This window comes from Thioclava sp. PTB-PU3-1 (assembly GCF_055666785.1).
On the sequence record NZ_JBVNVL010000011.1, the window covers coordinates 14,572 to 36,242 of the forward strand.

Sequence of the window (21,671 nt, forward strand, 5' to 3'; positions counted from 1 at the left end):
AACACCGATCGTCCATGTTTCCAAAGGCGAATATAACGTTTCCTCTTCGGCATTCCCCCGTCGCTCAGCAAGAAAGATGGCTCTTTTGATGCTCTTCACTTCGTGGGCGTGAAGCTTGTATCAAGGTCGCCACAACCCGATTGATGGACCCCGAGCTCAAGTGGGCGAAAATGCCACAAACTCGCCCACAATTTCAACGAGTTGTGACAAGATCCGAGGTCACACGGTAGACATCGACTACGTATTATCACGAATAGGGGACAAAAACGTGAAGTCTATTTTCAATCTTGGGATTCTCGCTGTGGCCGCGGTTGCGATTAGCGCGTGCGCAAAGCAACCTGATGAGATTGCAGCTATTCCCATGGAGTCCAGCATGTATGCTGGCCAAAGCTGCAGCTCACTTAGCCAAACGAAGCTGAAGCTCTCGCAGGACCTCGCGAGCCTTTCAGCACAACAGAAGAGTGCTGCGAGCGGTGACGCGTTCGGCGTCTTTATGCTCGGCCTGCCGTTGTCCAGTATGTCTGGTGGTGACAAAGAGGCTGCGATTTCTGTTACCAAAGGGAAGATCGACGCCATCAATCAAGAGATGGCGCGTAAGCGCTGCCAAATGTAAATTACCTCTCCGCTACACACAGACAAAGCCCCGCATATTGCGGGGCTTTTTTGTTGAAACTTTATATTTTGGCAGGCCAGCTGGCTGACACCCGTCGCAATGCGCTCAAGCGATGCTGATCGTGGATAGATGCGCAGGTTCTGAAAAGAAGATTTTCGAAATTAAATGTGGCTCAATCCAGAACCAATGGCAGCAGACGTGTTGCGATGCTCGATTGTTTGGCGCGACTGATCTCCTTAACCATTTATTTACTTACGACGCTGTAGCCTAGCCTCAAATCGCAGAGAGAAGCAGGAGAACATGAAAGAATTCACCGAAGCCGACACGGCAGAAGCTGTTCTGCTCGACTACGTCGAGCGATATGGCTTAACCGAGAGAGCGCGAAGATACTTCCTCAACCTTGGCCAAGAGGAAGCAACCCATGGATCACGCTCCGAATCTCGACACCCTCAAGACGATAAAAGCTCTACCTGAAAGAGCACATCCCTATTGGAACATTCTTGAGTATTGCCGCCATATCGGCCTCGAGAAGAGACCGGCCAAGCCCCCTCATTGGGTCGCTCGAATCCGCAAGAAGGATGGCCGCTATAAGCAGCGGCGGCTCGGACCCGCAGTTTCGCACAACTCACAAGGCCTTTCCTATGAGGCAGCCATCACGCTCGCGCGTGCCTGGTTTACGGAACAGGAATTGCAGGGCATCGCCTCTGCGAGCTATCCGGTGGGAACCACACAACATCTGCGATATTCGAAGAGTGACGCTGGCTTCACTGTGGGCGATGCCCTGATCGACTACGTGGAATGGAAGCGCATCGCTGCCACGAAGACGACCTTTGAGACGCTTGTCGCGCTGATCAACTTTCATATCATACCGCGCCTCGGATCAGTTCAGCTCGATGTCCTCACCGGAAAGACCATCACCAATTTCTGTCGTGCCGTCCTTGAGACGCCACCCAAGCGCGGGAAACAGGCGCTCAAAGCAAGGGTAAAGATTGAGAGCCTCGACCCCGATGCGTTGCGCCGCAGGAAAGCAACACTGAATACACTGCTGGGGATAGTGCGAATAGCGACTCAGATGGCCTGGGAGAACGGGCATACCAACTCGGAACGGTCTTGGCGCTGCATCCACCGCGTCCCGAATTTGGAAGTGCCTCGCCAGATCTTCCTTACCCGCGCACAGTGTCGCGAGCTGATCGCCGCATGCCGCCCGGATCTCGCGGACTTGGTGCGCGCAGCCCTCTACACGGGCTGTCGCGTGTCCGAGCTTTCAGCGCTTCGCGTGTGCGATGTCGGCAAAGACATCTTTGGTATTTACGTCTCCTCCCCCAAGGGCTGGCGACCACGCTATGTGTATCTGCCCAAGGAAGGGATGCGATTTTTCTTGGCCAAATGCGCAGGGAAAGCAGACGATGACATCGTCTTTCGCACTGGCGCAGGCCAGATCTGGAAAACCCGTCACAAGCATCTCTTCAAAGCAGCTGTCGAGAAGGCCGGGCTGCCGCATGAATTCGTGTTCCACGGATTGCGACACACCTATGCCAGTCAGCTTGTGCAGGCCGGCGCGCCGCTTGCCATCGTCGCGCGTCAACTCGGCCACGCGAACACGGACACGGTGAGCCGGACTTACGGCCATCTGTCTTGCGAAAGCATCGAGCGTGAACTCGCTCTACGATTTGCCGCGTTGGAAGATCAGCCTCGGGAATATGACGAGCGAATGCGCTCGTTACGGAAATCGCTGCAAGCTCCGCCTCCGTCGATCCCCGTCGCGTCTTGGCCGCGGAGCAACTTCGCCTTGTGCCGAGGCGACGAGCTCCAGTTCGTCAGCAGACGCGGCGGATAATTTCAAAATGTCTTCTCCACGCTAATTTTTTCGCCGCCAATCCCACGGCATCAAAAACTCGCTCGCCCAGATCCCTGCGCGCAGTTTTCGCGCGACGTCTTCATCTTGCACGTAGTCACGCCCGTAGCGGCGATACGCGACCGCCCACCCGTTGCGGACGAGCCAACTGTTCAGGTCTTCGCCGTGCTGGCTGCATACCGCGACGTAGCGTCCGTATCGGTCAATCCCGCTAACTTTGCACGCCACCGGGGCACGTCCAATCTTATCAGCAAGTGCGAAGGCTGCATCCTTGCCGCAGTTCCACAGCTTCCCGCTCGGCAGCCTACAACGCTGTCGGCTTTCGATGGCGTCAATGGCCTGAAGTCGGATCCGCTCGCCATGAATATCGATTGTATCGCCATCAATGACCGAAGCCGTGCCACTTATGGTCTGCGCTTGCAGCGGCCCACAGAGAGCCGCCGCAATTATCAGGCTGAGAGCAAATCTCAGTGGCAATGGACCCGGCCCACGCTGTTGTCCATGTGACAACACTGGCCCGGGGGCGAACTTTTCCGGCAACCTCCGCCATGGGCGATTTCTACTTGGCTTAGTCCCGCCGCGGTTGGCATGGCATGCAACGGCATCGATAGCGTGAACACAGCCATCAGAAAACTAAAAAGAACCTTCACTTGAATTCCTCCCATACAAGTCAATGTTTTAAATCCTATTCGGCCTGCAATTAAGAGCAAGATAATAATCGCTTTTTCGTGAGCTTGTAGAAAGGTCTTGGGTGAGCTGCGCAGCGAAGGTGGCCTGTTGGCTTCCCGCTCTTCCAATGCGAGGTAGCGCCCGGACCTTAGCGTCTGTCCGCAGAGAGCGCAGCGGATGAACGATGCGCCGTGGAGGTCGAAAATGGGCGGAGAGCCGACCTTCGCTGCACTCGTCTCGAAAGTCTGGTGTGGTGAAACCGCCAACCGAAACGATGCGAGTTCAACAGAGGTGTCCTGCCCGGCGAAAGCGAGACCGAGCACTACCGCATCCGCTCAGGGCATCGTCTTTTCCAACTTGTCGCGATAACGGGAAATCGCATCCGCGTCGCCCTAAGAGCACGCGGGTCATCGGCCCGAGGCTTGCGTAGTGACTTCGGAAAGCATGTCTCCTGATGTGCCACTTGGGCGTCGGAGAGCCAAAGCAGGTCGTTCATGTCACCGCACCATTTCCCGAGCCATAAATTTCACAGAGCTGCAGTCGCCGATGGCGTCTGACGTTGAGGATCAAGATTGCTTGCCGAAAGAAGCGTCCGAAACGCAGGGCTCACAATCCCATACCTGCCCCCGACAGGGTCTCGCGGGCGGCGTTGAGGTCCTCAAGCGCTGCCTTTGTCCTGTCTGGTTCGGCAGCCGAAAGCGCAACGAGGAGGCCCTCGAGCAGAGCGAGGGTGCCCGCGTGCAGACCAAAACCGTCCGTGCGGCCGCGAGGCACGCGCAGGACGAGGCGCGCGCGCGGGTCGGGCATGCGCGGCCCGTTGGAGGTGATCAGAAAGGTGGGCAGGTTCAGGCGCGTTGCTCGATCAAAGAGTGCCCGCACCTCGGGATAGGGCCGATCATAGGCCAGTGCGATAACGGTATCCTCCGACTCGATTCCGACAAGGTCATCGGCAAACTGCAGGCCCGCGCGTGACAAGGCCCGAGCGTCGAAGCCGAGGCGTTGAAGCTGCACCGCGAAATAGCCGGCGATGAAGCCCGACGGCCCGATGCCGAAGACATGGATGCGGCGTGCCGCGACGATCGAGGTGACAATCTCCGAAACCACCGCGTCTTCCAGCGCCTCGATGACATCAAGCGCGGCGCGCAGGGCCTGGGTCGATGTCTCTAAACCCGGGGCAGCGCCGGACTGCGACAGTTCGCGCGTCATTCGGTCCGCGAGCGTCAGATCGCGGCGCAGGTCTTCGGCCAAGGCGCGGCGCAGCTCTGCCAGCCCCGCGTAGCCGAGCTTGCGTGCCGTGCGGATCACGGTGGCGTCGCTGGTTCCTGCGGCCGCGGCGATCTCTGCGGCTGAGGCGTGAAGCGCGGTCTCGCGATTCCGGGCAAGCCAGTCGAGGAGGCGCTGCTCAACGGAGGACACGGCCGCGTTGTAGCTGGAAATACGATCGGAAAACGTGCTCGTGTTCATATTTGCTACATAGCACGTTGCATTCGCGACATACAAGCTGTAGTAGTTACGACATTAGAGTCGCATCGTCGTCGCAATCGCGCCAAAACCGGAGGATGCCCATGCCACCTGATTTCTGGACCGTGGTATTCCCTGCTGTCACGGCGGCCTTCCTCGCGTCGATCGTCGAGGTGGTCGAGGCCTTCACCATCGTGCTGGCTGTCGGCACCACGCGCGGCTGGCGGCCCGCCATCGCCGGGACTGCCGCGGCACTCGCAGTCCTTGCCCTGATCGTTCTCATTCTCGGCCCGGCGCTGCGCATCATCCCGATCCAGGCCTTGCAACTCGTCGTCGGCATTCTGCTTCTCCTGTTCGGCATGGGCTGGCTCAGAAAGGCCGTCCTTCGCTCGGCTGGCGTGATCGCATTGCATGACGAGACGCTGGCCTATGACGCTGAAACCGCAGAGTTGCGCGCCCAAACCGGCGCGCCACGGACATTGCAGTGGATTGCTGGCATCGCCGCTTTCAAGGCGGTGCTGCTGGAGGGACTCGAGGTCGCCTTCATCGTGGTCGCCATAGGAGCCGGCAAGGGCCTGTTGTGGGAGGCTTCGCTTGGCGCGACGGCGGCCTGCGCTCTCGTGTTGATCGTGGGCGCGGCGATGCACAGGCCGCTTTCGCAGGTGCCTGAGAATACGCTGAAATTCGGCGTCGGCGTGATGCTGTCGGCCTTCGGTGTCTTTTGGACCGGCGAAGGGCTTGGCGCAGAGTGGCCTGGCGCCGATCTCGCGCTGCTTCCGCTGGCGGCGCTGTTTCTGTTGGCTGGCATCGGCCTTGCGCGTGTCGCGCGCATCACGCCTGAGGGGAGCAACGCATGACAATCATTGGCGATGTCTTAAAAGAACTCTTCAAGATGTTCGTGGCCGACTTGCGGCTAACACTGGCGGTGGTCGGCGGTGTAACATTGGTGGCAATATTCATGGGCAAGGGAGGTCTCGGGCCGATTGGCGCGGGCCTTGCGCTTGCCTTCGGCTGCATTCTGATACTCAGTGAAGCGGTCCTGCGTGAGGCGCGCAAACGCAAATAGCGCATTGGAATCGGTTAACTGTCTGACAGCTGAAAAGCCAAATTCGAGGCGCCGTGCTCCACTGGCCGGTGCCGGTTGCGCTAATCGAACACAGAACGTGGGCCCCGATCATATCCCTACGCACGATACCGCAGTGCATCCACGAGCAGGCGAAAAGCCGGCGAAGCGTGGCGACGATTGGGATAGTAAAGGTGATACCCGGGCAACGGTGCCGTCGCATCGCTCAGCACCTGTTCCAGCCGGCCCGCTTGCAGATCTTCCGCAACCATATCTGCGGGAAGCATGGCAAAGCCGAGCCCCTCGCGCGCCGCCTTGTGCATCAGCTCTGCGGTGTTGGAGATAACCGGGCCGGATACGCGCACCTGGGTCTCGCGATCTGCCGCCACGAAACGCCACGAATAGAGCGTCTCAGAACTCGGGAGGCGCAGACAGATGCAGCGATGCTCGACGAGGCTTTCGGGCCGTTCGGGACGTCCATGCGCCGAGATGTGCTCGGGCGTCGCGACAACGGCCATTGGGATGTCGGGCGAGATGCGCACCGCTATCATGTCCTTCTCGACCTGCGCGCCAAGCCTCACGCCGGCGTCAAACCTGTCAGCGACCACATCGACCAGGCCGTAATCGACAATCACTTCGACTGTGATCTCGGGATAGTCAGAGAGCAGGCGCGCCAAAGCAGGGAGCACATACGCGCGCGCTGCATGTTCGACGCTGGTGATACGGATATGGCCGCCGGGCCGGTCCCGGGTCTCGATGAGCTCGGTCAATCCCGTTTCAAGGTCCCGCAACATCGGTGCCATTCGCGCGACGAGACGCTCTCCGGCAGCAGTGGGTGCGACCGAGCGCGTGGTGCGGGCCAACAGGCGCACGTCCAGCCGTTCCTCCAGCCGTCGCACGATCTGGCTCAGGGCGGATTGAGTAATCCCCAATTGTCGGGCGGCTTTGGTAAAGCTGCCAGCCTCGGCCACCATCACGAAGGCAGAGATATCCGCGATATCCTCTCGCCGCATTCATCACCTAATTTATAAGTCCATTAAGATTTTGCCATCTAATCACTTTGGGCGCCAGCCCGCATATTGTCTCCATCGAAAGGGCAAATGGCCCACCCCAAGGAGATTGAGACATGACCAAGATCAGCTTTGCGAACTCCAACAATCCCGACATCGAGATGTCGGCCATCCTCAACCTGCCCGAAGGGTTCGACGAGACCCGGAAGTATCCCGCAATCGTCGTGACCCATCCCGGCGGCGGTGTGAAGGAACAGACCGCGGGCACCTATGCGGCGGAACTCGCTCGTGCGGGCTTCGTCACCATCGCCTATGACGCCTCCTATCAGGGCGAGAGCGGCGGCGCGCTGCGCCAGCTCGAGAACCCCTATATCCGCACCGAGGATGTGAGTGCGGTGATAGATCACCTGACCACGTTGCCCTTCATCGACACCGACCGGATCGGCGCTGCCGGTGTCTGTGCCGGAGCTGGCTACACCGCCAATGCCGCGATCAACGATCGCCGGATCAAGGCGGTCGGCACGGTCAGCGCCGTGAATATCGGCTCCATGCTGCGCAACGGCTGGGAAGGCGAGCAGCCCTCGGAGGCCGCGATGCCCTACATTGAGGCGGGCTCGGCGGCGCGCAGCTCGGACGCAGCTGGTAACCCGGTCGCGCAAATGCCCATGGCGCCGCTGAAAGAAGAAGACGCCCCGAACGAGGAACTGCGTCAGGCCTGGGAATATTACCACACGCAACGTGCGCAATGTCCGACCGCACCAGGCTGGGGCACAGCACGCAGCCTGACCCAGCTGATCACCTATGATGCTTTCAACATGGCGGAGACCTTCCTGACCCAGCCCCTGCAGATCGTGGCTGGCTCCGAGGCGGGCAGCAAATGGATGAGCGACGATCTCTTCGAGCGCGCCGCCAGCAGCGACAAGGCCTTCCACGTCGTCGAGGGAGCGAACCACATGATGCTCTATGATGGTCAGCAATATGTGGCCGAGGCGGTCTCGGTTCTCGCGCCTTTCTTCAAGGAGCATTTGGCAGCGTAACGCAGTCACCGACCCCGTCCGGAAGCCCGGGCGGGGTTTTTCTTTGGCATCAGAGGGATCCGTGCCAACCTGACGACAAAAAGGACAGGAGACGCCGATGCCCACAGGAATTCGCCCCCTCATCGCCCGCGATCCGCGCGAGGGCCACCGCGCGGCCACGCAGCTCGAACTGTTTTTCGATCTGGTCAGTGTGGTCGCCATTGCTTCGGTCACGGTGACGCTACACCACGCGATTTCCGAAGGGCACGGGCCGGAGATGCTGCTCAACTTCATCGCCATCTTCGCGGTGATTTGGTGGGCCTGGATGAACTTCACATGGTTCGCCTCAGCCTTCGACAATGGCGATGCGCTGTTCATCCTGCTGACGATGGTGGTGATGAGTGGAGCCGCGGTCTTTGCCGGCGGGGTCGAGTCCATCACCACCTCTCTTGATTTCAGCTATGCGCTGGTCGGCTGGATCATCATGCGCATCGGCATGATCGCGCTGTGGCTGCGTGCCGCGCGATCGAACCCCGACTATCGGCGCTCGGCGCTGCGCTATGCCATCGGCATCGCGGTGGCTCAGGCGCTCTGGATCGCGCTTTATTTCGCGATGCCGCCCAACCACGCCGCCTTCCTTGCCGTGTTCGCCGCGATCTTTGTGGTGGAGCTGGCTGTTCCGGTCTGGGCCGAGCGCGCCCGCGAGACGCCTTGGCATCGCCACCACCTTATCGAACGTTACGGACTGTTGAACATTATCGTTCTCGGCGAGGTCGTGGTCTCGATCTCGCTGATGTTCGGTCATCTCTATGAGGGCCAAGCCGAGGCGCCGCTGATCCTCGCCGCCGTCTCGGGGCTGGTAATCGTCTTCGCGCTGTGGTGGCTCTATTTCCTTGAAAGCGAAGACCATCTGGAAACGTCGGAATTTCGTCGCGCCATCGTCTGGGGCTACGGCCACGTGATCGTCTTTGCCGCCGGCGCGCTGGTCGCGGCAGGCTTGGGCGCGGTGATGGATGTCGTGACCCATCATTCCGAGATCGACGCATCCGCCGCTTCAGGCTGGGTCGCAGGTCCCGTTGCACTTTATCTGTTCGGATTATGGTTCATCCGGGACAGGTTCCGCGAAGGTCTGCTGCGCCAGCACCTGCTCTTGGCCGGGACCGCTGTGGTCGCGATCCTCGCTTTCGCTGGCGCTCCGGTCTCGGTCACCGCCGTAGCGCTGGTCCTGTTGACCGCGATGCGAGCCGTAGGCACCGCTCGCGCAAACGGGTAAGCTTGCTTTCTATCGCGCATTCCATCGCAGGCAGGAACACATGACGGACAGTCTACGATACATCGCATCATCCACGGCACAACGGCCGCGCTTGGGAGGAACCGGTTGATGATCACCGTCTACGGAGAAGGACGGGGGCTCAGAGTGGTGTGGATGCTTGAAGAAATGGGGCTTCCCCACCGTCTCGTAGATGTCGATCTGCTTTCCGACGATCCTCGCGATCCCGACTTTCTGGCGATCAACCCTTCGGGTTTTATTCCGGCCCTGCGCGATGACGAGGTCACGATGGTCGAATCGATTGCTATCCTGGACTATCTGGCCGCCCGATACGGGCCGACGCCACTCGCCCCGGCGTCCGATGACCCGACCTTCCCGACCTACAGGCAGTTCATGCTTCTTGGCGAGGCGGGCCTCGCAACTGCGGCTTATTACCTGTCGAACCTGCGCCACCTGTCGCAGGATGCGTCCGATGACGCGCCCCAGGTCCGTTTCGCAAGTTACCAGGTCGACAGCCGCCTCGCACTGGTGGCTCGGCAGCTCAACTCGTCACCCTACATGGCGGGGGCGGCCTTTACCGCAGCGGATATTTCGGTCGCCTATGGTCTGAACCTGATCGACTACGGGTGCGGCCTATCCTTCGAGGACACCATCCAAGACTACCTTGTCCGGGTGAGATCGCGGCTCGCCTATCTACGAGCACTCGACACCTGCCATGCGACCAAGCGCTTCTATGAGGGGAGCCGCCGCTGAGCCCCCAGCGCATGCCTCGACCGCACTGGAAGCAGCACTTGAAAAATGGTTTTTGTCGGCCTGTGTGGCTCAGAGTGGACTTTGAAGAGACACCGCGAAAAGAAAGTTGGCCGCTCCGCAGCTACGGCCAACTTGATGAAGGTCCGCAAACAGCCCCAAGCGGCCTCTTAGGTTGATTTGCGTTGGATCGTCCGGCAGGTTTCTAACCCATGAAGGATTTCGAAAACGGTCACACCGGCGGGTGCAAATGTGGGGCGATCCGGTATCGAACAGCGCCGCATACCGGCAATGCCTACATCTGCAACTGTCGCTTTTGCCAACGCATGACCGGGGGTCCGTTTCTTGTGGAGCATTGCTTCACCAAAGACGAGATCGAGGTTCTGAAAGGCGTGCCCTTGGTCTACACCCATGTTTCAGAGGGCAGCGGGAAGGAAGTTTACCTTCATTTCTGTCAGGACTGCGGTTCGCATCTCTTCCTCACGCTTCAGCGCTGGGACGACGCAATGAACGTCTTCACGACCAGTTTCGACACCCCGCAGGACGTCGGATTTGATGCCGAAACCTTGCGCTACCTTTTCTTGGAGGCCGCGCAGTCGGGGACAATCACACCTAAATGTTTCCATGCTTATGAGGGCCATTGTGACCCTGCGGACGGTTCGCCCGCGATTGAACATGTGTTCGACGAGCATGTCTTGAACAGTGAAACGGACCAAGGTGCCGGACCACATACCGGTGGATGCCTTTGCGGCAACATCCGCTATGAAGCGGATGATCAACCCGTTGCGGTGGTTATCTGTCATTGCCGATCCTGTCAGAAGTCGTTGGGCTCGGGCGTGAATTTCGAGTTGCTCTGGGATCCGGACAAGTTCCGGATCACCAACGGCACGCCAGTCGTTCATCGTCACCGTGGCGGCAGCGGAAAGGCACTTGAAAGACGGTTCTGCGGCAACTGTGGGACTGCCTTATGGCTTACCGGCGAGCGATTTGACGAGGTTGGTGTCTTCCGGGGAACCCTCGACCGCCCCAACCGGATCGACGTCTCGCCCAAAACCGCTCTTCAGATATTTCTGAGCGAGGCCCTTCCAAGCGGCACGGTGATGGCCGGCATAGAAGCGTTCGACGCACATCGACGCTCAGCTGACGGCTCGATCAACACGGGCCGAACCTACGATCAACATTGGCGCATCGGTGACGGAAGCGGGTTGTAGGATCAAGACCTCCGATCAAGATCGTGCCAAATGCCTGAGGCCGCATGTCCCCACTGCCGACGTTCGGCGCTCAAAAAATGCTGCGCCGGGTCCCGAATGACCGCTTAGGGCCGCCTTTGAGCGGCGGCCCTAACAATTAGATCTCTACAGCCTCAGAAATCGCAAGCGCGTCCTCGAGTTCAACACCGAGATATCGAACAGTGCTGTCCATCTTGGTGTGGCCGAGCAGAAGTTGGACCGCGCGCAAGTTGCCTGTCTTCCGGTAGATCTGCGCAACTTTTGTCCGACGCATGGAATGCGTGCCGAATGAACTCGGCTCAAGGTCAATGGATATTACCCAGTCGCGCACGAGACGGGCGTATTGGCGCGTCGAAATGTGCAACCGATCGTGGAAACGACCAGGCCAGAGGTATTCAGAGCCAGTCATCGCCGGATCATCGAGCCACACGGAAATTGACTTGCGGGTGCCCTCAGTGATTTCGAAACGCACCGGCTTCTTAGTCTTGCTCTGGGTGATCGATGTTCGCTCCTTTACCTGACCGGCGGCAAAGACGTCCGCGACCTTCAGTTTTACGAGGTCACAGCCGCGGAGCTTGCTGTCGATGGCGAGATTGAACAAGGCAAGGTCACGTAAACGCTCGGAAATTTCCAGCCTCACACGAATTGCCCAAACGTGCTTTGGCAGAAGCGGTCGCTTCTGCCCGACGATGCGCCCCTTGTTCCATGCGGGACGCCGGAGGCGGATGGCGGGTAGATTGGCAGTGGACATGTCAGTTTCTCCGATCCGCCCGCGCCCACCACGTCGCTGACCCGGTGCCAGCGTCTGAGGATAGCATTTTGCGGTCGTGAATTCTCGCTCCGACACCAAATCGGGTGCTCCGAAAGGAGCTCTAAGCCAGCTTCTCTGGCACCGATCGTGCTTTCGCTTGCCGCAAATAGTCGAGGGTGGCACCATTACTGAGGATAACACTCTTGGTTGCCGCTCCCACATGGAGGAGATGAAACGCAGCCAGATGAGTCGCCTGTCTCAGAACGGAGACTACCGCCATGAGCTCTCTCGTCGACACGATTTGGCTGGCCGAGCACCTTTCCGATCCCGACCTTCGCATTGTCGAGGTCGATTGGGACGGGCGCGCAGATTACCAACAAGGCCATCTCCCCGGCGCGGCGGGATGGAACTGGAAAACCGCGCTGTGGGACCCTTTCGAACGCCAGTTCCCCACTGACATTGAGTTCGCCGCGCGACTTGGTGCTGCGGGCATTGCCCGCAATACAACTGTGGTGATCTACGGTGTGCCTGTCCAATTCGGAACCTACGCATGGTGGGTGCTGAAGTTATTTGGGCACCCGGACGTCCGAATTATCGATGGGGGCAAGGAGAAATGGCGCAGGGAAGGACGACCGCTCGAAATAGACGAGCCCGAATTTCCCGTCGCCGAATACGGCACGCCTGAGCGAAAACACAATCTCAGGGCCGGTCGCGCCGATGTTCTGGCCAGCATCGATGACCCGGACACGGTCATCTTGGACCACCGTTCGCACGAAGAATATTCCGGCCAGAGGGTGGGCCTTCCGGGCAAACCGGACGTTGGCGCTGAACGCTACGGGCGCATCCCCAGCGCGGCGCATCTTCCCTTCGATGCCCTCCTCAACGATGATACCACCTTCAAATCGGCGGAGGCTATCCAGGCTATCTTGGCCGAACATGTCGACGGCCCGGACGTGTCGATCATATCTTACTGTCGGCTCGCACACCGCGCGACGCTCGCAAGCTTCGCAATGACTGAACTGCTCGGATACAACGACGTTCGCGTCTATGACGGATCTTGGACGGAATGGGGCAGTATGGTGGGGATGCCGATAGAGCGTTGACCTCTTTTTTTCACGCGAGCTTCGTCAGCATATCGATGTGGCGTTGATCGGAAGGAACAACTGACTTTCCCTGCGCAGGGGCTGAACGGCCGCTTAGGGCCGACCACGACGCTCTAATAGAGAGGGCGGAAAGCGTGTTTCGGTTTCTCCGGGCTCGAACTTGAAGCGCGGGCTCCGTTGACCGCCTGTCCGCGCGGCGAGGGGCCGCTTTTTCCCTGCGAAAGCAAAAGGCGCCGCGCACCAGAGGTCGCGAAGTGGTGCCCCTCCGCGCATCGCCACGCCGCCGTTCAGTTAATATATAATAGTTAAGATCTGCGACTCCTCGCATCCCGACCGCTCAGACGTTTTTCATATTTTTATTTATATTCAGAAACTTGCTAGATACCCTAAGCGCGCCAACAATAGATTTCTTTGCAAATTGCGATATGCCGCGCCGCGTCATCTTCTGACGACCACAGTCAGAGAACGGGTCGGCATGAAAAATCGAGCACATAAAATCTATAATTTACCCCTGATGGATCTACTCTCCCGTGCCCATGGGGTGCACAGGACGAATTTCGATCCGAACAGGATCCAATGCGCCAAGCTGCTTTCCATCAAGACCGGAGGCTGCCCCGAGGATTGCGCCTATTGCGCACAGTCCGCGCGCAACGGCTCCGAGCTCAGCGCATCGAAACTGATGGAAGTGGAGAAAGTGCTTGCTGAAGCGCGCAAGGCCAAGGCGGCAGGCGCGACGCGCTACTGCATGGGGGCGGCGTGGCGCTCGCCCAAGCCCCGCGACATGCCTGCGGTCATCGCCATGGTCGAGGGGGTCAAGGAGATGGGGCTGGAGACCTGCATGACCCTCGGGATGCTTGATGATGAACAGGTGGCGCGGCTCAAGCAAGCGGGGCTCGATTACTACAACCACAACATCGACACGTCTGAGAATTTCTATTCCTCAATCGTGTCGACCCGCAGCTTCGCTGACAGGCTAGAGACGCTAGAGCGCGTGCGACAGGCCGGGATCAATGTCTGCTCGGGCGGCATCCTGGGCATGGGCGAGACTGCGGAAGATCGCATCAGCATGATCCAGGCCCTCACCGATCTGCCGGAGCCGCCGAAATCCATCCCGATCAACCTGCTGATCCCGATGCCCGGCACCCCGATGGCCGACACGCCGCCACTCGACCCGTTCGAGCTCGTGCGGGTCATCGCGACGGCTCGGATACTCGCGCCGACCTCTTATGTTCGCCTCTCCGCAGGGCGTAGCGCGATGTCCGACGAGTTGCAGGCGATGTGCTTCTTCGCGGGGGCGAACTCGATCTTCGTGGGCGACACGTTGCTGACGGCCGACAACCCCGAGGACAGTAAGGATGCCCTGCTCTTTTCCCGTCTCGGACTGGCGCCAGAGGCGCTGCCAGAGACCGCGGATCAGCCATGAGCACCTATCCTCGTCACGCCTCGCGTCTCGAGCAGCTCGCGGCCCGAGGGCGGCTTAGGGAGCTGATCCCCGGCAAAGGGCTCGATTTCGCATCGAATGACTATCTGGGACTGCGCAACTCCGCGGAGTTGGCCCAGAGCATCACGGACGCACTCGCACGCGGTGTCCCGGTGGGCTCGGGCGGCTCGCGCCTGCTGCGGGGCAATGACGCGGAATTCGAGCGGCTCGAAGCCGAGGCCGCCACGTTCTTCGGATCAGAAGCCTGTCTCTACATGGGCGGTGGCTTTCAGGCCAATCAGGCGATCCTCACCTGCCTGCCGATGAGCGGCGATCTGGTGCTGCACGATGCGCTGGTTCACGCCAGCATGCATGAGGGGATGCGGCTCGGGACGGCGGATCTGCGCAGCTTTCGGCACAACGACGCGCAAGACGCCGCCGCCCAGATCCGAAGCTGGCGTGAGCGTGGCGGCAAGGGCCGGGTCTGGCTGGCGCTAGAGACGCTCTATTCGATGGATGGCGACTTCGCGCCGCTGGCGGATTTCGTCGCGATCGCACGGGACCATGACGCCACCCTGATCCTCGACGAAGCCCATGCGACGGGTCTCTACGGCGCCGATGGCCGGGGCCTCGCGCCGAGCGGCTGCGACGTGCCGATGATCGTGATCCATACCTGCGGCAAGGCGCTCGGGGCGAGCGGGGCACTGATCTGCGCCGAAAGCGTGGTCATCCGAACCCTGATCAACCGGGCTTGGCCCTTCATCTATGCCACGGCGCCCTCGCCGCTGATGGCGGCGGCCGTCCGGCACTCGCTGCATCTACTGCAAACCCAGCCGCAATGGCGAAACCATGCCGCAGCGCTCCGCCAGCACGCCCATCATGCGGCGCAAAGCATCGGCCTGCGCCATCACGGCAGCCAGATTTTGCCGCTGATCGTCGGTGAAGATCACGCCGCTGTCCGTCTCGCGCAGAGGCTGCAGGCGGCGGGGCTCGACCTGCGGGCCGTGCGCCCGCCGACAGTGCCCCGAGGCACCGCACGGCTGCGCATCTCGCTGACCGGTGGATTGCGGCGTCGCGACATCGACACCCTGTTCAGCACCCTGTCCACCCATGCTCCGGAGTCTACCCCATGACCTCACCCATTATCGTCACCGGCACCGATACAGGAATCGGCAAGACTGTCTTCAGCGCGGCGCTGACACTGGCGCTTCAGGCAGACTACTGGAAGCCTGTGCAGGCCGGGCTGGACGAGGAAACCGACAGCGAAACCGTCGCGCGCCTGACCGGACGACCCACCCTGCCCGAGGCATGGCGCCTGCGCACCCCGGCCTCCCCCCATCTCGCCGCCCGACTGGACGGGGTCGAGATCGGCCCCTTGCAGCTGCCCGACGTTGACGGCCCTCTCGTCATCGAAGGCGCGGGCGGGGCGCTGGTGCCCCTGAACGGCAACCGCCTCTATGCCGACCAGATGGCGGAATGGGGTGCGCCCGTCATCGTCGTCGCGCGGACCACGCTCGGCACAATCAATCACAGCCTGCTGACGATCGAGGCCCTGCGCGCCCGAGGCGTGCCGCTCGTTGGCATCGCCTTCGTCGGCGACGAGGTGGCCGACAGTCAGGACACCATCTGCCGCATCGCCGACCTGCCGTCGCTGGGCCGCCTGCCCTTCATGTTCGACCTGACGACACAAGGATTGCGCGATGCGGCCCGGCGGCTCGACCTCGATCGCATCCGGGGAGCACTGTGATGAAGGATATGGCTTTTGAACAGGCGCATGTCTGGCACCCCTATACCGAGCGCGCCCTCCCACAGCGCCTGCACAGGGTCGTCGCGGCGGAGGGGATTTGGCTGACCCGGGACGACGGGGGACGGATGATCGACGCCATGTCCTCGTGGTGGGCCGCGGCCTTCGGCCATGCGCCGGCGCCCCTCGTGCAGGCTCTGAAGGATCAGGCGGACGCTCTGCCGCATGTGATGTTTGCAGGCCTCACGCATCAGCCCGTGATCGATCTCACCAGACAGCTCGTCGCGGCGATGCCCGACGGGCTCGATCAGATCTTCTATTCCGACAGCGGGTCGGTCGCGGTCGAAGTGGCGGTGAAAATGGCCGCCCAGTCGCAGGTGAACCGAGGCCATCCCCACCGCACGGATCTCGCCACCGCGCGGGGCGGCTATCATGGCGACACATGGAAGGCGATGAGCCTGAGCGATCCCGAGACCGGGATGCATGCCCAGTTCGGCCGTGCCCTCTCGGCGCAGCACTTCGTATCGCGCCCGCCGATCCCCTTCGACGCGCCATGGACCGAGGACCCCGCGCGCAACGGGCTGGCGGAAGTGGAGACGCTGTTCCGGACCCACGGCGACCGCATCGCGGCCTTCATCATCGAACCCGTCGTGCAGGGGGCTGGCGGCATGCACTTCCATCACCCCGGATACCTGCGCGGCTTGCGCGCCCTGTGCGACCATTTCGCCATCCACCTGATCTTCGACGAGATCGCCACTGGGTTCAGCCGCACCGGGACCGATTTCGCGATGGAGACGGCAGGCGTCACCCCCGACATCCTGTGCCTCGGCAAGGCGCTCACCGGCGGCATGATGACCCTCGCCGCGACAATCACGACCAAGGAACTTGCCGCGACTGTCGGCCCCCTTATGCATGGGCCGACCTTCATGGCCAATCCGCTGGCCTGCGCCGTGGCCTCGGCCGCGATGGATCTGTGGAAAGGCCACGACTGGTCGGCCCGCGCCCGCGCGATCGAGACACAGCTTACCGCCGAACTGGCCCCGGCCCGAGCCATGACGGGCGTCCGAGACCTGCGCACGCTCGGCGCGATCGGCGTCATCGAGATGGAGGCCCCCCTGCCCGTCGGCCGCGTGCATCAGTTCTGTGTGGAAAGCGGTGTCTGGCTGCGCCCCTTGGGGCGGCTCCTTTATGCCATGCCGCCGCTGAGCATCGAACCCGACGAGCTGAGCCACGTCACCCATGCCATGCTCACCATCGCGAAGGGGCTTTGATGCGGGCGCGTTGGATCAGGCAGCAGGGGCATCGCCGTCTGGTGATGTTCTATTCGGGCTGGGCCACCGAAACCGCCGGGATCGAACGCCTGGCAGGCGACACTGACCTGTTGATCCTGAGCGATTACCGCGACGAGACTTTCGATCCCGCATGGATAGAGAGGCATGACCGGATCACACTCGTCGCCTATTCGATGGGTGTGGCGGTGGCGACGCGGCATCTGGGCGGTCTGCGCCCCGATCGCGCCATCGCGATCTGCGGCGCGACCGATCCGCGCCGCACGATCGGTGCGGACATCTATGACGGCACCCTCGCCGGGCTCGACCGCCAAAGGCTTGCCCGCTTCGCGCGCCGCGCGGGGCTGCCGCAGCCTCAGACGCCCGACATTGCCGCATTGGGCGACGAGCTGTGCGCGCTCAGGGCCCGCCCCACGGCGCCGCCCCGCGCGTTCGATCGCATCATCGCCGCGCGCAAGGATCGCATCTTCCCCGCCGACGCGATGACAGCCGCATGGCAAGGCCAACCAATCGACTGGGTCGAGACGGGCCATTTCCCGTTCGATCACTGGCAGGACTGGCGGGAGATCACCGGATGAAAGAGCGCATCGCCGCAGCCTTCTCGCGCCATCTGGCAAGCTATGACGGGGCAGCCTCAGTTCAGGCCCGGATCGCGGCACGGCTGAGTGCGCGCCTCACCCCCATGATACCGCGCGGGACCCGGGTGATCGAGCTTGGCCATGGCACCGGCCTTCTGACGCGCCACCTTTTGCAGCTGGAGCCACGCGAAATCTGGCTCAACGACCTCGCAGCACCGTTGCCCGATCTGCACTGGCCAGAGCGGACGCGTGTCCACGCCCTCGGAGGCGATGCAACAGAGATCCGCTGGCCGGATCGGCTCGATCTGGTCGCGTCGACGTCGATGCTGCAATGGCTGGCGGCACCGCGTGAGCTGCTTCGCAGGGCGTCCGACACCCTCGTCCCCGGCGGGCTTCTCGCCTTCACCAGCTTTGGTCCCGGGAATTTCCCGGAACTCGCGCAACTGGGACTCGCCGCCGGCGCTCCCTCCTATCGTGACGCCGACGGGCTGTGTAACGATCTGCCTCAAAGAATGGAGGTGATTGCCGCTTGGGATGCAACCATCCGCCTCGAATTCCCCGATGCGCGGACCCTGTTCGGGCATCTGCGCGCGACCGGGGTCAACGGGCTGATGGGCGGGCAGCTGTCGGCCCCGCGCCTACGCCACCTGATGAAACGGATGGACCGAGACGGCCCTCTGACTTTGACCTACCATCCGTCCTGCTGTATTGCCCGCAAGCCCTGACCTTCGGCCAGCATGCCCCCTTGAAAGTCTGAAACCATTCCTGCCGCGCCCACCCCCGAACTGATCGCCGACGAACTGGCCCGCCGCATCATTCGCGGCGAATTGATCGCGGGCGAGCGGCTACGGCAGGACTATGTCGCCGCCGAATTCAACGTGAGTCATGTCCCCGTCCGCGAAGCCCTGCTCAAGCTTTCCGCGCGCGGGTTGGTGGTTTCGCAGCCCAACAAGGGGGTTCACGTCGCGCCGCTGGATCCCCTTGCGCAGCGTGAGCTGAAACTCATGCGACTGGCGCTCGAGCCGCTCACGCTCCTGCATTCGGTGCCCAACCTGACGGCCGCTCAGGTGCGACAGGCCGACGAGTTGCGCCAGGCCTGCGATCAGGCCTCAAACATCTACGACTGGGAAGAGCAGAACCGCGCGTTCCACATCAAGATCTACGAGGCCTGCGAAATGCCGCGCCTGCTTGAATCGGTCGAGAACATGCAGAACCTCGCGGCCCGCTATATCCTCGTCCACTACCGCGCACGCTGGCGCCCGCGCATCGACAAGGATCACCACGGCATCATGAGCGCAATCCGGCGCCAAGACGCCAAGTCCGCGGCCGCAATTTTGACGCGCCATCTGCAGCGGCTGAACTGAACCGGGATACCCCAAAACAGCCAATCTACGTTTTGTCGGCAGCGAGAAACTTTTCAGCGGCGAACTGCAACGCAACGAGATTTTCCTAAAGCGGACGCGGACGAGCGAGACTCCGGCGGGCAGCTAAAGGCCGTTCACTGCGCCGGGCCTTTTGTCGTCACCAGCCTGTTTTGGTTGCGAGCAACGCAAACTCAGCACCAACGCAACGAATTTGCAGATTGCGCGCGGCCTGCCATGCCCTTAGGCCCGACGCGCAGCACAGAACGACCCGCTGACCGGAGACGGGCTCCAGCTTGGCCAGTTCTGGCGCGGACAATCTGACGGCCTCGGTGGAAATAGGCTTGGGCGCTTCGTCCTCACCACGCAGGTCGACCACAAGATCGCCATCATCCAGCATTTCGGCCGACACAAACCGCAGCGAGGTTTCCGGCTCGGGCGTGCCGAGAAAGCTGAACGCGCCGAAACGAAGCTCTGCCAGATCGGCGGTGAGCATCCGCCCCATGGCGGGCGGGTCGGCCCCGAGAAGCACGCGCAGCGCGATCTGCGCCTGCAGCGAGCCGATCACACCGACCGCCGGGCCGAGCACGCCCGCGGTGGCACAGTTCGCACCGGAGGCGGGCAGGTCCGGGAAGACCGCGCGCAGCGAGGGCGCCTCCCCGCAAAAGCCGCCGACATAGCCGGTCTGGCCCAGAACGCTGGCGGATATCATCGGCGTCTGAGCGCTCAGACACGCATCGGAGAGGATATAGGACACCGCGAAACTGTCCGCCGCATCAATCACCAGATCCGCCTCCGCCGCGATCTTCTCCGCCCGTCGCGGCCCGAGTGCCTCGACATGCGCCTCGACCGTGATCTGCGGGTTGAGAGCGCGCAGCGCATCGCGCGCGGCTTCGGCCTTGGGGCGCCCGAGATCGGCCATCCGGTAGAGCGGCTGTCGGTGCAGGTTGCTTTCCTCGACCCAATCGGGATCGAAGATCGTCAGCCGTCCCACGCCCGCCCCGGCGAGATATTGCAGCACCGGACAGCCCAAGCCCCCGGCCCCGATCACGACGACATGCGCGGCGGCCAGCTTCGCCTGACCCGCCGCGCCGATCTCGGGCAGGATCATCTGGCGTGCGTAGCGGGTCATGGCGCGCAGACCTTCAGCCATTCGGATACACGCGCCTCGGGGTCGGGCGCCTGCTGGATGTCGGTCACGACGGCAAGACTGTCGGCCCCAGCCGCAAGCACACCGGGCGCGCGCTCTGGCGTGAGCCCTCCGATCGCGACCAGCGGCACGGGCCCCGCATGGGCCTTCCAGCGGGTCACGCGCTCCAGCCCCTGCGGCGCCCATTTCATCTTCTTCAGCTTCGTCGGATAGACCGGGCCGAGCGCCACATAGGCCGGGTCCTGCGCAAGCGCCCGGTCCAGCTCCGCCTCGTCATGGGTCGACAGGCCGAAGCGTATCCCGGCGCGGCGCAGCGCGGGGAAATCGGCCGTATCCATGTCCTCCTGCCCCAGATGGACGAAGCTGCAGCGCAGGTCGAGCGCCTCCTGCCAGTAGTCGTTCACCACCAGCTGCGCACCATGCACGGCGCAGATATCCCGCGCCCGCGCAATCTGGCGGCGGGTCTCGGCGGACGAGGCATCCTTGAGCCGCAGCTGCACCAGCCGGACGCCCTGCGGCACCAGAAGCTCGAGCTGCGCGACATTCGAGGTAATCAGGTAGAACCGCTCCATCACATCAACTCCGCCAGCCCCAGAACCGGCGTCGATGGCACGGCCATGTCGCGCCGCTCCATCGGATCGGCAAGATGCCCCGCGCGGCCCGCCTGCACCGCCAGCGCCATCGCGCGGGCCATGCCGACCGGGTCGCCGGCCTTCGCCACGGCGGTGTTCAACAGCACCCCGTCCATCCCCAGCTCCATCGCCTGCGCGGCGTCCGAGGGCCGCCCGACCCCCGCGTCGACGATCAGCGGCACGGTCGGAAAATGCGCCCGCATCGCGCGCAGCGCGTCGGGGTTGCGCAGCCCCTGCCCCGAGCCGATCGGCGCACCCCACGGCATCAGAACCTCGCAGCCAGCCTCCAGCAGCCGCTCGCCGACGATCAGGTCATCGGTGGTGTAGGGAAAGACCTTGAAGCCATCGCGCGCGAGGGTCCGCGCCGCCTCGACGAGCGCGAAGACATCGGGTTGCAGCGTGTCGGCATGGCCGATCACCTCCAGCTTGATCCAATCGGTGCCGAAGACCTCACGCGCCATCCGCGCGGTGGTGACGGCCTCCTGCGCCGAATGGCAGCCCGCGGTGTTGGGAAGCACCCGCATCCCGGTTTCGCGCAGCATGTCCCAGAATTGCGTGCCCGCGCCATCCGTGGCCTCGCGACGCAGGCTGACGGTGATAACCTCACAGCCGCTGACGCGGATCGCCTCGCACAGGATCGCGGGCGAGGGATATTGCGCCGTGCCCAGCAGCAGCGCCGAGCCGAGTTCGGTATCGTAGAGTTTCAT

24 protein-coding genes are annotated in these 21,671 nt (G+C 62.2%); 16 read left to right on the forward strand and 8 right to left on the reverse strand.

All coding sequences use genetic code 11. The annotated features are described in order from the left end of the window. Window positions 1-268 precede the first annotated feature (268 nt). Together ACZ7GB_RS19400 and ACZ7GB_RS19405 are read left to right on the forward strand one after the other, a co-directional pair. Window positions 269-613, forward strand: coding sequence for a hypothetical protein (locus tag ACZ7GB_RS19400; protein WP_078547948.1), 345 nt, complete (start codon window positions 269-271; stop codon window positions 611-613). Window positions 614-1,034: 421 nt separating this feature from the next. Beyond that, window positions 1,035-2,450: a tyrosine-type recombinase/integrase gene (locus ACZ7GB_RS19405; RefSeq protein ID WP_472160065.1), complete on the forward strand. Its 1,416-nt coding sequence runs from the start codon at window positions 1,035-1,037 to the stop codon at window positions 2,448-2,450. Window positions 2,451-2,471: 21 nt separating this feature from the next. Here the strand turns inward: ACZ7GB_RS19405 and ACZ7GB_RS19410 are convergent, their stop codons facing one another. The 3 genes from ACZ7GB_RS19410 to ACZ7GB_RS19420 form a co-directional block, all read right to left on the reverse strand. Beyond that, window positions 2,472-2,945, reverse strand: coding sequence for a thermonuclease family protein (locus ACZ7GB_RS19410; protein WP_472160066.1), 474 nt, complete (start codon window positions 2,943-2,945; stop codon window positions 2,472-2,474). Continuing rightward, window positions 2,936-3,460, reverse strand: a complete 525-nt coding sequence (locus ACZ7GB_RS19415; RefSeq protein WP_472160067.1) for a hypothetical protein — start codon at window positions 3,458-3,460, stop codon at window positions 2,936-2,938. Before ACZ7GB_RS19415 ends, ACZ7GB_RS19410 begins: the two co-directional genes overlap by 10 nt. A gap of 283 nt (window positions 3,461-3,743) precedes the next feature. Beyond that, a complete protein-coding gene (locus ACZ7GB_RS19420; protein WP_472160069.1) occupies window positions 3,744-4,601 on the reverse strand; it encodes a MurR/RpiR family transcriptional regulator in 858 nt (285 codons plus the stop codon). 101 nt (window positions 4,602-4,702) lie between these two features. On the opposite strand from ACZ7GB_RS19420, the gene ACZ7GB_RS19425 reads away from it, so the two are divergent. Both ACZ7GB_RS19425 and ACZ7GB_RS19430 read left to right on the forward strand, forming a co-directional pair. Continuing rightward, window positions 4,703-5,455, forward strand: a complete 753-nt coding sequence (locus tag ACZ7GB_RS19425) for a COG4280 domain-containing protein (RefSeq protein ID WP_472160070.1) — start codon at window positions 4,703-4,705, stop codon at window positions 5,453-5,455. Beyond that, window positions 5,452-5,664, forward strand: a complete 213-nt coding sequence (locus ACZ7GB_RS19430; RefSeq protein ID WP_472160071.1) for a hypothetical protein — start codon at window positions 5,452-5,454, stop codon at window positions 5,662-5,664. Before ACZ7GB_RS19425 ends, ACZ7GB_RS19430 begins: the two co-directional genes overlap by 4 nt. A 116-nt stretch (window positions 5,665-5,780) precedes the next feature. On the opposite strand, the gene ACZ7GB_RS19435 is transcribed toward ACZ7GB_RS19430, so the two are convergent. Beyond that, complete coding sequence (locus ACZ7GB_RS19435; protein WP_078539257.1) at window positions 5,781-6,674, reverse strand: LysR family transcriptional regulator; 894 nt, start codon at window positions 6,672-6,674, stop codon at window positions 5,781-5,783. A gap of 113 nt (window positions 6,675-6,787) precedes the next feature. On the opposite strand from ACZ7GB_RS19435, the gene ACZ7GB_RS19440 reads away from it, so the two are divergent. The 4 genes from ACZ7GB_RS19440 to ACZ7GB_RS19455 all read left to right on the forward strand — a co-directional run bounded on the left by ACZ7GB_RS19440 (window position 6,788) and on the right by ACZ7GB_RS19455 (window position 10,918). Continuing rightward, on the forward strand, window positions 6,788-7,708 hold the full coding sequence (locus ACZ7GB_RS19440; RefSeq protein WP_472160072.1) for an alpha/beta hydrolase: 921 nt from the start codon (window positions 6,788-6,790) through the stop codon (window positions 7,706-7,708). A 97-nt stretch (window positions 7,709-7,805) separates the two neighbouring features. Then, entirely contained in the window at window positions 7,806-8,960 is a 1,155-nt protein-coding gene (locus tag ACZ7GB_RS19445; protein ID WP_472160073.1) for a low temperature requirement protein A, read from the forward strand. Window positions 8,961-9,068: 108 nt separating this feature from the next. Beyond that, window positions 9,069-9,710: a glutathione S-transferase family protein gene (locus ACZ7GB_RS19450; protein WP_472160074.1), complete on the forward strand. Its 642-nt coding sequence runs from the start codon at window positions 9,069-9,071 to the stop codon at window positions 9,708-9,710. Between the two features lie 209 nt (window positions 9,711-9,919). Beyond that, on the forward strand, window positions 9,920-10,918 hold the full coding sequence (locus ACZ7GB_RS19455; RefSeq protein WP_472160075.1) for a GFA family protein: 999 nt from the start codon (window positions 9,920-9,922) through the stop codon (window positions 10,916-10,918). A gap of 136 nt (window positions 10,919-11,054) precedes the next feature. Here ACZ7GB_RS19455 and ACZ7GB_RS19460 read toward each other — a convergent pair whose 3' ends face one another. After that, entirely contained in the window at window positions 11,055-11,687 is a 633-nt protein-coding gene (locus ACZ7GB_RS19460) for a tyrosine-type recombinase/integrase (protein ID WP_472160076.1), read from the reverse strand. 278 nt (window positions 11,688-11,965) lie between these two features. Between ACZ7GB_RS19460 and ACZ7GB_RS19465 the strand changes: the two genes are divergently transcribed. The 8 genes from ACZ7GB_RS19465 to ACZ7GB_RS19500 all read left to right on the forward strand — a co-directional run bounded on the left by ACZ7GB_RS19465 (window position 11,966) and on the right by ACZ7GB_RS19500 (window position 19,185). Then, a complete protein-coding gene (locus tag ACZ7GB_RS19465; protein ID WP_472160077.1) occupies window positions 11,966-12,790 on the forward strand; it encodes a sulfurtransferase in 825 nt (274 codons plus the stop codon). 475 nt (window positions 12,791-13,265) lie between these two features. Further along, a complete protein-coding gene (gene bioB, locus ACZ7GB_RS19470; RefSeq protein WP_472160078.1) occupies window positions 13,266-14,213 on the forward strand; it encodes a biotin synthase BioB in 948 nt (315 codons plus the stop codon). After that, complete coding sequence (locus ACZ7GB_RS19475; protein WP_472160080.1) at window positions 14,210-15,343, forward strand: 8-amino-7-oxononanoate synthase; 1,134 nt, start codon at window positions 14,210-14,212, stop codon at window positions 15,341-15,343. Before bioB ends, ACZ7GB_RS19475 begins: the two co-directional genes overlap by 4 nt. Beyond that, complete coding sequence (gene bioD, locus ACZ7GB_RS19480) at window positions 15,340-15,957, forward strand: dethiobiotin synthase (protein WP_472160081.1); 618 nt, start codon at window positions 15,340-15,342, stop codon at window positions 15,955-15,957. The genes ACZ7GB_RS19475 and bioD overlap by 4 nt, the downstream gene beginning before the upstream one ends. Next, complete coding sequence (bioA, locus tag ACZ7GB_RS19485) at window positions 15,957-17,225, forward strand: adenosylmethionine--8-amino-7-oxononanoate transaminase (RefSeq protein ID WP_472160083.1); 1,269 nt, start codon at window positions 15,957-15,959, stop codon at window positions 17,223-17,225. The genes bioD and bioA overlap by 1 nt, the downstream gene beginning before the upstream one ends. After that, a complete protein-coding gene (locus tag ACZ7GB_RS19490) occupies window positions 17,225-17,821 on the forward strand; it encodes an alpha/beta fold hydrolase (RefSeq protein ID WP_472160084.1) in 597 nt (198 codons plus the stop codon). The genes bioA and ACZ7GB_RS19490 overlap by 1 nt, the downstream gene beginning before the upstream one ends. Continuing rightward, entirely contained in the window at window positions 17,818-18,546 is a 729-nt protein-coding gene (locus ACZ7GB_RS19495) for a methyltransferase domain-containing protein (protein ID WP_472160085.1), read from the forward strand. The genes ACZ7GB_RS19490 and ACZ7GB_RS19495 overlap by 4 nt, the downstream gene beginning before the upstream one ends. Window positions 18,547-18,621: 75 nt before the next feature. After that, entirely contained in the window at window positions 18,622-19,185 is a 564-nt protein-coding gene (locus ACZ7GB_RS19500) for a GntR family transcriptional regulator (protein ID WP_472160100.1), read from the forward strand. Window positions 19,186-19,342: 157 nt separating this feature from the next. Here ACZ7GB_RS19500 and ACZ7GB_RS19505 read toward each other — a convergent pair whose 3' ends face one another. Genes ACZ7GB_RS19505 through ACZ7GB_RS19515 form a run of 3 tightly spaced genes read right to left on the reverse strand, consistent with a single transcriptional unit; the run spans window position 19,343 to window position 21,671 of the window. Beyond that, entirely contained in the window at window positions 19,343-20,314 is a 972-nt protein-coding gene (locus tag ACZ7GB_RS19505) for a ThiF family adenylyltransferase (protein ID WP_472160087.1), read from the reverse strand. Further along, a complete protein-coding gene (locus ACZ7GB_RS19510) occupies window positions 20,311-20,904 on the reverse strand; it encodes a thiamine phosphate synthase (protein WP_472160088.1) in 594 nt (197 codons plus the stop codon). Before ACZ7GB_RS19510 ends, ACZ7GB_RS19505 begins: the two co-directional genes overlap by 4 nt. Next, a complete protein-coding gene (locus ACZ7GB_RS19515) occupies window positions 20,904-21,671 on the reverse strand; it encodes a thiazole synthase (protein WP_472160089.1) in 768 nt (255 codons plus the stop codon). Before ACZ7GB_RS19515 ends, ACZ7GB_RS19510 begins: the two co-directional genes overlap by 1 nt.

Coding starts and splice junctions, on each gene's coding strand:
- ACZ7GB_RS19405 (WP_472160065.1), top strand. CDS start 1,035: ATGGATCACGCTCCGAATCTCGACACCCTCAAGACGATAAAAGCTCTA.
- ACZ7GB_RS19420 (WP_472160069.1), bottom strand. CDS start 4,601: ATGAACACGAGCACGTTTTCCGATCGTATTTCCAGCTACAACGCGGCC.
- ACZ7GB_RS19425 (WP_472160070.1), top strand. CDS start 4,703: ATGCCACCTGATTTCTGGACCGTGGTATTCCCTGCTGTCACGGCGGCC.
- ACZ7GB_RS19430 (WP_472160071.1), top strand. CDS start 5,452: ATGACAATCATTGGCGATGTCTTAAAAGAACTCTTCAAGATGTTCGTG.
- ACZ7GB_RS19435 (WP_078539257.1), bottom strand. CDS start 6,674: ATGCGGCGAGAGGATATCGCGGATATCTCTGCCTTCGTGATGGTGGCC.
- ACZ7GB_RS19440 (WP_472160072.1), top strand. CDS start 6,788: ATGACCAAGATCAGCTTTGCGAACTCCAACAATCCCGACATCGAGATG.
- ACZ7GB_RS19445 (WP_472160073.1), top strand. CDS start 7,806: ATGCCCACAGGAATTCGCCCCCTCATCGCCCGCGATCCGCGCGAGGGC.
- ACZ7GB_RS19450 (WP_472160074.1), top strand. CDS start 9,069: ATGATCACCGTCTACGGAGAAGGACGGGGGCTCAGAGTGGTGTGGATG.
- ACZ7GB_RS19455 (WP_472160075.1), top strand. CDS start 9,920: ATGAAGGATTTCGAAAACGGTCACACCGGCGGGTGCAAATGTGGGGCG.
- ACZ7GB_RS19460 (WP_472160076.1), bottom strand. CDS start 11,687: ATGTCCACTGCCAATCTACCCGCCATCCGCCTCCGGCGTCCCGCATGG.
- ACZ7GB_RS19465 (WP_472160077.1), top strand. CDS start 11,966: ATGAGCTCTCTCGTCGACACGATTTGGCTGGCCGAGCACCTTTCCGAT.
- bioB (WP_472160078.1), top strand. CDS start 13,266: ATGAAAAATCGAGCACATAAAATCTATAATTTACCCCTGATGGATCTA.
- ACZ7GB_RS19475 (WP_472160080.1), top strand. CDS start 14,210: ATGAGCACCTATCCTCGTCACGCCTCGCGTCTCGAGCAGCTCGCGGCC.
- bioD (WP_472160081.1), top strand. CDS start 15,340: ATGACCTCACCCATTATCGTCACCGGCACCGATACAGGAATCGGCAAG.
- bioA (WP_472160083.1), top strand. CDS start 15,957: ATGAAGGATATGGCTTTTGAACAGGCGCATGTCTGGCACCCCTATACC.
- ACZ7GB_RS19490 (WP_472160084.1), top strand. CDS start 17,225: ATGCGGGCGCGTTGGATCAGGCAGCAGGGGCATCGCCGTCTGGTGATG.
- ACZ7GB_RS19495 (WP_472160085.1), top strand. CDS start 17,818: ATGAAAGAGCGCATCGCCGCAGCCTTCTCGCGCCATCTGGCAAGCTAT.
- ACZ7GB_RS19505 (WP_472160087.1), bottom strand. CDS start 20,314: ATGACCCGCTACGCACGCCAGATGATCCTGCCCGAGATCGGCGCGGCG.
- ACZ7GB_RS19510 (WP_472160088.1), bottom strand. CDS start 20,904: ATGGAGCGGTTCTACCTGATTACCTCGAATGTCGCGCAGCTCGAGCTT.
- ACZ7GB_RS19515 (WP_472160089.1), bottom strand. CDS start 21,671: ATGAAACTCTACGATACCGAACTCGGCTCGGCGCTGCTGCTGGGCACG.